A 12105-nucleotide genomic window follows, 5' to 3' on the forward strand; every position below is an offset into this window, starting at 1 on the left:
GCGCTCCGGGCTAGTATTGCGCCATTGGTTGAGCTTGAGGGCGAGGCAATGGACAAGGGCGCGGTCTTCCGGAAATTTCACGAGGCGCCGGGCGCCTTCATCATCCCCAACCCCTGGGATATCGGCACCGCCAAGCTGCTCGCATCCTTCGGCTTCGAGGCGCTGGCGACGACGAGCGCCGGCTTCGCCTTCTCGCGCGGCCTGCCCGACGGCGGCGTCGGCTTCGAGGCGATGATCCACCACTGCCGCGACATGGCCCACGCCACCGGCCTGCCGGTGTCGGCTGATCTCGAAAAGGGCAAGGGCGACAGCCCCGAAAGTGCCGGCGAGACGATCTTCGCGGCGGAGGCCGCAGGCCTTGCCGGCTGTTCGCTCGAGGACCACACCGGCGAGGCCGACAAGCCGATCTACGAGTTCTCGCATGCGGTGGAGCGCGTCACCGCCGCTGCCGAAGCGGCCCGCGCCCTGAAGCACGACTTCGTGCTGACGGCGCGGTCGGAGAACTTCCTCTGGGATCGGCCCGACCTCGACGACACCATCAAGCGGCTGCAGGCTTTCGAGAAGGCCGGGGCCGACGTGCTCTATGCGCCTGGCATTACCGACATCGAGATGATCCGGACGCTGTGCAGCGCGGTCACCAAGCCGGTCAACGTGCTGGCCGTGCCGGGCTTTTCGGTCGCGGTGCTGGCCGAGGCGGGGGCGAAGCGGATCTCGCTCGGCTCCAAGCTCACGAGCTACGCCTTCGGCATGATGGAGCGGGCGTCGCGCGAGATGCTGGGCCAAGGCACGTTCGAATTCGCCCGCGACGGCATCGCCTACGGCAAGCTGCAGGCGATGTTCGGCCGCGACGGCTGAAGATTTGTCTTGAGCATGATCTTGTCCGAAAACCGGTCGCCACTTTTCGGGATCATGCTCTGGCGCCCGCAAACTTGATCTCCGCCGCCGACACGGCCTTGTGCAGGTGCACCATCATCGCCGCGGCGAAGAGCGGCGTCAGAAGGTTGAGGATCGGCACGGCGAGGAAGGCGGCGATGACCAGGCCTGCCATGAACACCTTACCGGCGTTGCGGCGGCGCAGATCCTTGGCCTCCTGCTCCGGGCGGAAGCGCATGGCGGCGAATTCGAAGAACTCGCGGCCGAGCAAATAGCCGTTGACCAGGAAGAAGGCGCCGATGTTGACGATGGGGATGAACATCAGAAACAGCGCCAGCAGATTGCCCAGGATGACGATGCCGAAAAACTTGATCGCCAGAACCAGCGAGCGCAAAGCGGGCACGGGCTGTCCGGGGCGGTCACCGGGATAGCTGGTCTTTTCGACCACCTCGGCGACGTCGTCGAGGAACAGGCCGGCGACGATGGCCGTGACCGGCGCGATCAGCAGCGCCAGCCCGAACGCGAGGCCTATGCCGGCAACGATGGCGGCGATCAGGCCGAGCCAGCCGGTCCAGGCCGGCAGGCCGGGCAGCAGTGCCTCGATCCAGGGCCAGGCGAGCCAGTCGAAGACCTCGCGGATGCCAAACCAGAGCGCTGCCAGCGCGAGGATCGTCAGCCCCAGCGTCTTGAGGAACACCGAGCGGAACTCGGCGGTAAAGAGCTGGCTGGCAGCAGTGCGGGCGGCGTCGAGGATCATGTCTTTGTGGTCGCTCCCTGTTTCCGGCCTGAGATAAGGTGCCGCACGGCCGGCCTCAAGCGCAGGCCAGCCAAATTGCCGGGTAGGCAAATGGGCCGCAAGCCGCTAAACGCAATCCGTTTTGCCGACCCGTCGGCGCGAGCAACGGCGAGAGCGCCGCGGAGACCCTGATGAGCCAATATGACGTGCTGTGCATCGGCAACGCCATCGTCGACATCATCGCGCAATGCGACGAGGCCTTTCTCACCGACAACGGCATCATCAAGGGCGCGATGAACCTGATCGACGCCGAGCGCGCCGAACTGCTGTATTCGCGCATGGGCCCGGCGATCGAGGCCTCGGGCGGCTCGGCCGGCAACACGGCTGCCGGCATCGCCAGCTTCGGCGGCCGCTCGGCCTATTTCGGCAAGGTCAGCCGCGACCATCTCGGCGACATCTTCACCCACGACATCCACGCCCAGGGCGTCGCCTTCGACACAAAACCACTCGACGGCACCCCGCCGACGGCGCGGTCGATGATCTTCGTCACGCCCGACGGCGAGCGCTCGATGAACACCTATCTCGGCGCCTGCGTCGAGCTCGGGCCCGACGACGTCGAAGCCGACAAGGCGAGCGGGGCCAAGGTCACCTATTTCGAAGGCTATCTGTGGGACCCGCCGCTGGCCAAGGAAGCGATCCGCATGACCGCGGCGCACGCGCATGCCGCCGGCCGCGAAGTGTCGATGACGCTGTCGGATTCGTTCTGCGTCGACCGCTACCGCGCCGAGTTCCTCGAGCTGATGCGCTCGGGCACCGTCGACATCGTCTTTGCCAACAGCCACGAGATCAAGTCGCTGTACGAGACCTCGTCCTTCGACGAAGCGCTGGCGCAGATCCGCAAGGACTGCAAGATCGCCGCCGTTACCCGCTCGGAGAAGGGCTCGGTCATCGTGCGCGGCGACGAGACGGTGGTGATCCAGGCGACCGAAATCCGTGAGCTGGTCGACACCACCGGTGCCGGCGACCTCTATGCCGCCGGTTTCCTGTTCGGCTACACGCAAGGGCGTTCGCTCAAGGATTGCGGCGACCTCGGCTCGCTGGCCGCCGGCCTGGTGATCCAGCAGATCGGCCCGCGGCCCCGGCAGAATCTGAAGCGCGAGGCCGAGCAGGCGGGGTTGCTGTAGGGCTTCCAAACTCGACCCTCCCATTCCTTCCCACCCCCCTCTGTCCTGCCGGACATCTCCCCCTCAAGAGGGGAGATCAGCCGTCGCCTCGACCTTCGCCAATCATCAACGCTCTTGCTGCCTGCCACCTTTGTAGACCAGCCGCGCCGCCCGCCACTGCCGATCTCCCCCCTTGAGGGGGAGATGTCCGGCAGGACAGAGGGGGGCTGGCCCGCACACCTCTCCATCGCCACGCCCCGTTTCCGGTCTGGCCATTGCTGATGAAAAATCCGGGAAGCGAGGCGCGGGGCCGTGCCTGCCGAATGTAAGTAAGTGGCGCGAACCCGCGCCCCGCCGGCGATTTCTGTCTCCGCCCGTTCCGCTTCTCGAAGCACGGGCATTTTCGCCCCTGCCCCACTAGCGCATCGTCCAGCGCACCCGGGCCGTATTACCCGGAGGGGAACCCTTGGACGGAACCTCCCCGGGCAACAGGCTACGTCAGCCCAATGCCGGAGGCGCCGGCTCCTCCCCGCATGTCACCGTCGCGACCGGCGTTCCCGCGGGAGGAACTGCGGGGGATTGTACGGGAGGTGGAGGGGGTGTGGAAAAACAAGGGTGGTTTCTCCACGCGGATTGCTGACAGATGGTGACAGGAGGCTGGCCGCTATCTTGGGTTTCAAAGGCCGCAACATAGAGCGCTGCCCTTGCAAGCCAAATTATTCCCTGCGAGGAATAGTTGTCCCGTCATCTGATTCTAACAAAGTCGACATAGCGCATGCAACCTGACCGAAAAATCGTTGAAGCAGTCCGCATTGGCGATGGAGACGCGGGCCGTGTTGTCGGGCTCTCACTGAAGGCACTAAGGCAGGCTGTGGGGCTGACGCAGCTGCAAATGGCGGAGCGCCTAAGCGTAGGCCAGGCCGCCATCTCGAAGATCGAACAGCGTGGCGACGTCCAGATTTCTTCGCTACAAAGGTATGTAGAGGCGCTCGGAGCGCGCCTGAGGATTGATGCGGCCTTTCCTTCGGATATCGGCTTCGCTGCAGAAGCACTCCAGCAGATAACCGGCGCCCGTATCGACAACGACGACCAGTACCTTCTGCCAATCTTCGGTGATGACCGCCCTCTCCGCCGAGATGTAATCCTTAGTATTAAACCTGCATACTCAGACAAAATCCTTGAAGGCGTCAAAACCGTCGAATTGCGAAGGCGGTTTCCATTGTCGGTAGGACAAGGTGCGACCGCGTACATCTATTCGACGTCGCCCGTTCGCGCTTTGGTCGGCGCAGCTGAGATTACCGATGTTGAGCGGCTTCCACTTGCTACGCTTTGGCGGCGACATGGCAAGTCGGCATCTATCCGTAAGCTGGACTTTGATGCTTACTTTGGTGGACTTTCTGAAGGTTACGCATTAAATATTTCCAACGTGCGGCGGTTTTCCCACCCACTTAATCTCATTGAGCTAAAGGAGCGATTTGGGTTTAAGGCTCCACAATCCTTTTTATACGCGAAGCCTAACCTTCAAATGGCGCTCCAAAATGAGCACACAAACATATCTAATTGATACGAACGTCATAATTTACCTAGAAGACAATCGAACCGTAGAGCCTGCTTTTTCGGCGCTCACAAACCTCGCGGCAAAACACAAGGTCGACATCTTCGTCCACGAAGCGGCTCGCGATGACATCGGACGAGATAGCAACCTAGAAAGACGCCGGATTTCGCTCAGCAAGCTGAGTAAGTTTCAAAAACTGTCTAAGGTTCGCGGGATAACTCCCACAGACCTAGAAGCCGCGTTCGGACGACTAGCCAGGCCGAACGATGTTGTAGATGCAACGCTGTTGCATGCACTACTCATCGGGGCCGCAGATTTTCTAGTCACGCAAGACAGGGGATTGCATGACCGTGCAAGGCGTCATTCGGCCGAAATCGGACGCCGGGTTCTCTATGTAGCTGACGCAGTTCAACTGCTTCGAACAACGTTCGAGCCGGTCGAAGCCCCAGTCCGCTTTGTCGAAGAGGTCCAAGCTCATTCCATCCCCTTGGCAGACACCATCTTTGATAGCCTACGTGAGGACTATGACGGCTTCGACAGCTGGTGGAGAGACAAGTGCGTAAAGCATCGGCGCCCCTGCTGGATAGTAGAAGACGATGGAATCGCCGGCCTTCTTGTCCGCAAAGACGAGACGAGTGCAGACACGGACGCAACGCAAAAACTCAACAAAATCCTTAAAATCTGTACGTTTAAAGTTCGCCCTGAAAAGCGAGGCGTCAAAATCGGCGAGCTTCTTTTAAAGAAGGCGTTCTGGTTCGCTCAGCGCAACAAGTATGATCTTATCTACATAACAACCTATGAAGGACAAACATCCCTAATAGACCTTCTTGAGTATTTTGGTTTCAAGCATACCCACACCAAGCCGGACACCGAGCGCATTTATGAAAAGCGATTTTCGTCATCGTCATCGGGCTCTAGCGAGGTTGCAAGCGCATTCGAGTGGCACCGCTTAAACTATCCACGTTTCATCTTAACACCAGATACGACTGCGTTTGGCATTCCCATCAAGGAGAGTTACCACGACGTACTTTACCCCGACCTTCGGCAACAACCTCAACTCGATCTCTTCGACCGACAAGGCCGCGGCAATGGGCCCCGCCGCCCCGGCAATACCATCCGGAAAGTCTATCTATGCCGGGCCCCTTCCAATCTCGGTAGGCCCGGTTCGCTTCTGTTCTTTTACAAAGGTAAGTCGCAATCGCCTCCATCCCAGGCCATGTCCGCTCTCGGAATTTTGGAAGATGTGAAACTCGCGTACTCGACAAGAGACTTGCTGCAAATGACAGGTGGGCGGTCAGTTTATAGCGAGCAAGACCTAGAAAATTGGCAAGCGTCCAGTAGCTCACCCGTTAAGGTAATAAACTACACTCTGGCAGCCTACATCGAACCGATCATCGATTTGAAACAGCTCAAATCTATGCAGATAATTGGAGGACATCCGCCCCAATCAATTTACCAAATTTCTTCCGAGAAGCTTGGCATATTGTTAGAGCGTATCGATCTTGGCTTCACCCCATGAAAAATCGCCGAATAGTAGCGGTTGTAGGCATTTCCGGCGTTGGGAAATCGTCGGCGCTAGCGCGCGCTCAAAAGTCTCTTACGTTCACACACTTACAAGCTAGCACGCTAATCAAAGCTGAACACGAGCTGCGGCAGCAAAAATTTGTAGACCACGACACTTTGAGGGAGGCCAACATTGACGACAACCAAACCTTGCTGATTGACGGATTTCATCGCGCGGTGCCGGACAGCGGGCTAGTTGTATTAGACGGACATGCCATCATTGATACGCCAGCTGGCCTGGTAAAGGTAGAGCCGAGGGTGTTTCGACTGATCGGTGCATCGCGGATTGTTGTGCTCACTGAAGAGCCAGAAAGGATCTGGCAACGACGGCAATCAGATTCTCAGCGGAAGCGGCCAATGCGTTCAATCGACGAACTCCGTCAACAACAGGATTATTCTCTAGTGGCCGCTCGACGTGCGGCTTTGGAACTTCGAATTCCTTTGGTAATTTCCGACAATGTACAGGGCTTAATCGCAGCTCTTCAATGATCAATGAATTACTTTTGCTGGGAGCAACTTAGCTACACCCACAACGCCGCGCTACGGAAAACCGGAGCCTCGCGATCCTTCGCACCCCCCTCTGCCCTGCCGGGCATCTCCCCCACAAGGAGGGAGATCAGCAGCTTCGGCGCCTTCGCCCATTCGGCTAGCGGCGCAAGGAAGGCGGCAGCGCTATGCCCTTCGCTACGGCTCCGGGCCTTGAGGCGCTCGAAAAGCCCATTTTGGGGCTTTTCGTTCGCTTCGCGAACCGCCCTCTCAAGTCCCCGCGTTGTACGCCGCAATCGCCGCCATGTTGACGATGTCGGAGTCCTTGGCGTTGAGCGGGACGATCTGGACCGGCTTGTTGAGGCCGACGAGAAGCGGGCCGATGACGGTGGAGCCGCCGAGTTCCTGCAGCATCTTGGTCGAGATGGCCGCCGAGTGGAACGCCGGCATGACCAGCACGTTGGCAGCACCGGAGAGGCGGCAGAAGGGGTATTGCTGCTGCATCAGGCGGTGGTTGAGGGCGACGTCGGCCGCCATTTCGCCGTCATATTCGAAATCGACGCGGCGCTTGTCGAGGATCTTGACCGCCTCCTGGACACGCTCGGAGCGCTCGCCGGCGGGGTGGCCGAAGGTCGAGTAGGCAAGCATGGCCACGCGCGGCTCGTAGCCCATGCGGCGGGCGAAGTGGGCCGCTTCCTCGGCGATGTCGGCGATCTGCTCGGCGTTGGGCATGTCGTGGACGGCGGTGTCGGCGACGATGACGGTGCGGCCGCGGGCGAGCACGATCGACACGCCGATGACGCGGTGGCCGGGCTTGGCGTCGATGACGCGGCGGACGTCCTCGAGCACGGTCGAGTAGTTGCGGGTGACGCCGGTGACGACGCCGTCGGCATCGCCGAGCGCCACCATGCAGGCGGCGAAGTGGTTGCGGTCGTTGTTGATCAGCCGCTGGCAGTCGCGCAGCAGGTAGCCCTTGCGCTGCAGGCGCTCGTAGAGGAAGTCTGCATAGATGGCGTTGCGGCGCGACAGGCGCGCATTGATGATCTCAAGGCCCGGCTTGTTGAGGTCGATGCCAGCTTGCCTCGCGTTTTCCTTGATGACGTCGTCGCGGCCGAGCAGGATGGCGGTGCCGAGCTTCTGGTTGACGTAGGAGACGGCCGCCCGCATCACCTGCTCCTCCTCGCCCTCGGCGAAGACGACGCGCTTGGGTTGGCGCCGGACGCGGTCGTAGATGCGCTGGAGCGTGGAGGCGATCGGGTCGCGGCGGGCGGAAAGCTCGTCGGCATATTTGGCGAGATCGAGGATCGGCCTGCGCGCGACGCCCGATTCCATGGCCGCCTTGGCGACGGCGACCGGGATGGCCGAGATCAGGCGCGGGTCGAACGGCACCGGGATGATGTAGTTGGGGCCGAATTTCGGCCGGTTGCCCTGGTAGGCGGCAGCGACGTCGTCGGGCACGTCCTGGCGGGCGAGTTCGGCCAGGGCGTTGGCTGCGGCGACCTTCATGTTGTCGTCGATTGTGGTGGCCCGCACGTCTAGCGCGCCGCGGAAGATGTAGGGGAAGCCGAGCACGTTGTTGACCTGGTTCGGGTAGTCCGAACGGCCGGTGGCCATGATGGCGTCGGTGCGGATCTCGGCGACCTCCTCGGGCGTGATCTCCGGATCGGGATTGGCCATGGCGAAGATGATCGGGTTCTTGGCCATGGACTGGACCATGGCCGGGGTCAGCGCGCCCTTGGCGGAGAGGCCGAAGAAGACGTCGGCGCCATCCATGGCATCGGCCAGGCTGCGGCGCTCGGTCTTGGTCGCATGGGCCGACTTCCACTGGTTCATGCCTTCGGTGCGGCCCTGGTAGACCACGCCCTTGGTGTCGCACAAGATGACGTTCTCGGGCGCGAAGCCCATCGCCTTGATGAGCTCGATGCAGGCAATGCCAGCGGAGCCGGCGCCGTTGCAGACCAGGCGCGTGGTCTTCATGTCGCGGCCGGTGATCTCCAGCGCGTTGATCAGGCCGGCGGCGGCGATGATGGCGGTGCCGTGCTGGTCGTCATGGAAGACGGGAATGTCCATCAGCTCGCGCAGGCGCTGCTCGATGATGAAGCACTCGGGCGCCTTGATGTCCTCGAGGTTGATGCCGCCGAAGGACGGGCCGAGGAAACGGACGCAGTTGATGAATTCTTCGGCATCCTCGGTGTCGACCTCGAGGTCGATGGAATCTACGTCGGCGAAGCGCTTGAACAGCACCGCCTTGCCTTCCATGACCGGCTTGGAGGCAAGCGCACCGAGATTGCCGAGGCCGAGGATGGCGGTGCCGTTGGAGATGACGGCGACCATGTTGCCGCGGGTGGTGTAGTCGAAGGCGCGGGAGGGGTCCTCGGCGATGGCCTTCACCGGAACGGCGACGCCGGGCGAATAGGCGAGGCTGAGGTCACGCTGGGTGGCCATCGGCTTGGTCGGCACGACCTCGAGCTTGCCGGGCCGGCCCATGGCATGGAATTCGAGCGCTTCTTCGGCGCTGACGGAGGGGCCGGTGTTGTCGGTTTTCTTGTTGGCGGCCATGATGAGAAGCGTCCCTGTCCCTTTGAAATATTCTTTTTGTGGAGCGTTCCGGATTAAGGCTACACATCGGCGCTGTAAACCGCCAAGCAGAGGGGTGGATTTCATTTTTTCGCAGGCCCTGGCGTGAACGACCGACCGACCATCAACGCGGAAGCTGACTTTGGGGAAGCCGGGGGGCAAGCCCGGGCCGACGCCCCGGTGCATGCCGCGCCGACGCCGATGATGGAGCAGTTCATCGAGATCAAGGCGGCGAACCCGGATTCGCTGCTGTTCTACCGCATGGGCGACTTCTACGAGCTGTTCTTCGACGACGCCGAGAAGGCGTCGCGGGCATTGGGTATCGTTCTCACCAAACGCGGAAAACACCAGGGGCAGGACATCCCGATGTGCGGGGTGCCGATCCATGCGGCGGACGACTACCTGCAGAAGCTGATCGGCCTCGGCTACCGAGTCGCGGTGTGCGAGCAGATCGAGGACCCGGCCGAAGCCAAGAAGCGCGGCTCGAAATCGGTGGTCAAGCGCGACGTGGTGCGCCTCGTCACGCCCGGCACCATCACCGAGGACAAGCTGCTGGCGCCGCAGGAATCGAATTTCCTGATGGCGCTGGGGCGGGTGAAAGGGGCCGGCGAAGCGGCATTGGCACTCGCCTGGATCGAGATCTCGACCGGCGTGTTCCGGGTGGCCGAGACGACGCCGGAGCGGCTCGCCGCCGACATCTTCCGCATCGACCCGCGCGAGCTGATCGTCGCCGAGCCTGCGTTCCACGACGAGGAGCTCAAGCCGGTGTTCGACCTGGTCGGCCGGATCGCCAGCCCGCAGCCGCCGAGCCTGTTCGATTCCACCTCGGCGCCGCAGCGCATCGCGCGCTTCTACGAGGTGGCGACGCCGGACAGTTTTGGCGCGTTCTCCCGCGCCGAGCTGTCGGCGATCTCGGGCGCGATCGCCTATGTCGAAAAGACCCAGAAGGCCGAGCGGCCGCCGCTGTCGCACCCCGAGCGCGAGCAGGAAGGCTCGACGCTGTTCATCGACCCGGCGACACGCGCCAATCTCGAATTGCTGCGCACGCTTTCGGGCGGCCGCGACGGCTCGCTGTTCCGGGCGGTCGACCGCACGGTGACGGGCGGCGGTGCGCGGCTGCTGGCCGACCGGCTGATGTCGCCGCTGACCGATCCGAACGCGATCACAGCGCGGCTCGACGCGGTGTCGTTCTTCATGGGCGAGACCAGGCTGACCGAGGCGCTCAGGCTCAGCCTCAAGGGCGTCGCCGACATGCCGCGGGCGCTGTCGCGGCTGGCGCTCAACCGCGGCGGGCCGCGCGATCTCGGCGCGCTGCGCGCGGGATTTGCCGCCGCCCGCACCATTGCCGGGCTGTTCGGCGAAGCACCGCTGCCGGAGGAGTTGCGCAAGGCGATGGCGGCGATCGCGGCGCTGCCGGCCGACTTTGCCAGACATATCGATGCGGCGCTGGGCGAAGAACTGCCGCTGCTCAAGCGCGACGGTGGCTTCGTTCGTGCGAGCTACCATGGCGAGCTCGACGAGATGCGGGCGCTGCGCGACCAGTCGCGGCGGGTGATCGCCGGCATGGAGCGCGACCTGATCGAGGAGACGGGCATCCGCTCGCTCAAGATCCGCCACAACAACGTGCTCGGCTACTACATCGAGGTGACGGCCAACCACCAGGCGGTGCTCAACGGCACCGACGAGGCCAAGGCGCGCTTCATCCACCGCCAGACGATGGCGAGCGCAATGCGCTTCACCACGACAGAACTCGCCGGACTGGAAACCAAGATCGCCAATGCCGCCGACCGGGCGCTGACCATCGAGCTCGCCGCCTTCGACGCGCTGGTGGGCGAAGCGGTGAACCACGCCCAGGCGATCCGCGCAGGTGCGGACGCGCTGTCGGTGCTCGACGTTTCGGCAGCGCTCGCGGTGCTGGCCGGGGCCGAAGCCTGGTGCCGGCCACAGGTCGACCTCAGCCTTGCCTTCGAGGTGACGGGCGGGCGCCATCCGGTCGTCGAACAGTCGCTCAGGCGGACGGCTTCAGCACCCTTCGTCGCCAATGACTGCGACCTGTCGCCGGCACGGAATGGCCGCAACGGCGCGATCTGGCTTCTGACCGGTCCGAACATGGGCGGCAAGTCGACCTTCCTGCGCCAGAACGCGCTGATCGCCATCCTCGCCCAGATGGGTTCGTTCGTGCCGGCTGAGAGCGCCCATGTCGGCGTCGTCGACCGGCTGTTCTCCCGCGTTGGCGCTTCCGACGACCTGGCGCGGGGGCGCTCGACCTTCATGGTCGAGATGGTGGAGACCGCCGCCATCCTCAACCAGGCGAGCGAACGGTCGCTGGTGATCCTCGACGAGATCGGCCGCGGAACGGCGACCTTCGACGGCCTGTCGATCGCCTGGGCGGCGGTCGAATACCTGCACGAGAAGAACCGCTGCCGCGCCGTCTTCGCCACCCATTTCCACGAGCTGACAGCGCTGTCGGGCAAGCTCGAACGCCTGCACAACGTGACGATGCGGGTCAAGGAGTGGGAAGGCGAAGTGGTGTTCCTGCACGAGGTCGGCAAGGGTGCAGCCGACCGCTCCTACGGCGTGCAGGTCGCCCGCCTCGCCGGCCTGCCGGATGCTGTGGTGGCGCGCGCCAAGGAGGTGCTGCACCAGCTCGAAGAAGGCGAAACCTCAGGGAAAGCCAACCGGCTCGTCGACGACCTGCCGCTGTTTTCCGTCGCGGTGAAACGCGAGGCGGCCAAACCCGTCGCCAACGACGCGCTCAGCAAGGCGCTGGAGGGGCTGAGCCCCGACGAAATGACCCCGCGCGAGGCACTGGACGCGCTGTATCGGCTGAAGGGGCTGGCGGGGAGGTAGGCAGCGGAAAAGCTCGCCAGCAAGGCCTGATGCAAGAGTGTGAACTGCTTGAGTTTCCGCGGTCATAGGCGAGTTTACAATTGCAATCGAATGGCCGCTAAGCGCCCCAACTCCGCTATCTGAAGGTGACGCTCATCACTGGTGCGAGAGCGGAATGCCGACCTTGGCAGTTGGCCCCGCGCAACAGAAGAGTACGTGGAAGAGTTGTGATCTACGTGCCAAGCGGCCGCCTAGGGTCCGCAAAGCCGGGAGGGAGTTCCTGGTTCGGTAAATCTGGTAAATGTATTCAGATGCAATTACTT

General features: G+C 62.7%; 8 protein-coding genes. 6 read left to right on the plus strand and 2 right to left on the minus strand.

What is annotated here, in order from left to right; genetic code table 11:
* Nucleotides 1-48: 48 nt before the first annotated feature.
* The gene (locus tag GGQ99_RS14685) at nucleotides 49-855 is read left to right on the plus strand and encodes an isocitrate lyase/PEP mutase family protein (protein WP_183263097.1); all 807 of its coding nucleotides are present in this window, start codon (nucleotides 49-51) and stop codon (nucleotides 853-855) included.
* A gap of 52 nt (nucleotides 856-907) precedes the next feature.
* On the opposite strand, the gene GGQ99_RS14690 is transcribed toward GGQ99_RS14685, so the two are convergent.
* Complete coding sequence (locus GGQ99_RS14690; RefSeq protein ID WP_183263098.1) at nucleotides 908-1630, minus strand: sulfate transporter family protein; 723 nt, start codon at nucleotides 1628-1630, stop codon at nucleotides 908-910.
* Nucleotides 1631-1800: 170 nt separating this feature from the next.
* Here GGQ99_RS14690 and GGQ99_RS14695 point away from each other — a divergent pair, with 170 nt between their 5' ends.
* The 4 genes from GGQ99_RS14695 (at nucleotide 1801) to GGQ99_RS14710 (ending at nucleotide 6379) form a co-directional block, all read left to right on the plus strand.
* Nucleotides 1801-2793: an adenosine kinase gene (locus tag GGQ99_RS14695; RefSeq protein WP_183263099.1), complete on the plus strand. Its 993-nt coding sequence runs from the start codon at nucleotides 1801-1803 to the stop codon at nucleotides 2791-2793.
* 754 nt (nucleotides 2794-3547) lie between these two features.
* Nucleotides 3548-4336, plus strand: a complete 789-nt coding sequence (locus GGQ99_RS14700; protein ID WP_108605815.1) for a helix-turn-helix domain-containing protein — start codon at nucleotides 3548-3550, stop codon at nucleotides 4334-4336.
* Entirely contained in the window at nucleotides 4311-5846 is a 1536-nt protein-coding gene (locus GGQ99_RS14705) for a PIN domain-containing protein (RefSeq protein WP_108605816.1), read from the plus strand. Before GGQ99_RS14700 ends, GGQ99_RS14705 begins: the two co-directional genes overlap by 26 nt.
* Entirely contained in the window at nucleotides 5843-6379 is a 537-nt protein-coding gene (locus GGQ99_RS14710) for an ATP-binding protein (RefSeq protein ID WP_108605817.1), read from the plus strand. Before GGQ99_RS14705 ends, GGQ99_RS14710 begins: the two co-directional genes overlap by 4 nt.
* Nucleotides 6380-6646: 267 nt before the next feature.
* Here GGQ99_RS14710 and GGQ99_RS14715 read toward each other — a convergent pair whose 3' ends face one another.
* On the minus strand, nucleotides 6647-8935 hold the full coding sequence (locus GGQ99_RS14715) for an NADP-dependent malic enzyme (RefSeq protein ID WP_183263100.1): 2289 nt from the start codon (nucleotides 8933-8935) through the stop codon (nucleotides 6647-6649).
* A 141-nt stretch (nucleotides 8936-9076) separates the two neighbouring features.
* Here GGQ99_RS14715 and mutS point away from each other — a divergent pair, with 141 nt between their 5' ends.
* Nucleotides 9077-11803: a DNA mismatch repair protein MutS gene (gene mutS / locus GGQ99_RS14720; protein ID WP_425486815.1), complete on the plus strand. Its 2727-nt coding sequence runs from the start codon at nucleotides 9077-9079 to the stop codon at nucleotides 11801-11803.
* Nucleotides 11804-12105: the final 302 nt, after the last annotated feature.

Source organism: Aminobacter niigataensis (genome assembly GCF_014200015.1).
In the GTDB taxonomy this organism is placed as follows: Bacteria; Pseudomonadota; Alphaproteobacteria; order Rhizobiales; family Rhizobiaceae; genus Aminobacter; species Aminobacter niigataensis.

What these genes read in the sequence shown, in the direction of transcription:
- GGQ99_RS14685 (WP_183263097.1), top strand. Translation starts at nt 49, where the DNA reads ATGGACAAGGGCGCGGTCTTCCGGAAATTTCACGAGGCGCCGGGCGCC.
- GGQ99_RS14690 (WP_183263098.1), bottom strand. Translation starts at nt 1,630, where the DNA reads ATGATCCTCGACGCCGCCCGCACTGCTGCCAGCCAGCTCTTTACCGCC.
- GGQ99_RS14695 (WP_183263099.1), top strand. Translation starts at nt 1,801, where the DNA reads ATGAGCCAATATGACGTGCTGTGCATCGGCAACGCCATCGTCGACATC.
- GGQ99_RS14700 (WP_108605815.1), top strand. Translation starts at nt 3,548, where the DNA reads ATGCAACCTGACCGAAAAATCGTTGAAGCAGTCCGCATTGGCGATGGA.
- GGQ99_RS14705 (WP_108605816.1), top strand. Translation starts at nt 4,311, where the DNA reads ATGAGCACACAAACATATCTAATTGATACGAACGTCATAATTTACCTA.
- GGQ99_RS14710 (WP_108605817.1), top strand. Translation starts at nt 5,843, where the DNA reads ATGAAAAATCGCCGAATAGTAGCGGTTGTAGGCATTTCCGGCGTTGGG.
- GGQ99_RS14715 (WP_183263100.1), bottom strand. Translation starts at nt 8,935, where the DNA reads ATGGCCGCCAACAAGAAAACCGACAACACCGGCCCCTCCGTCAGCGCC.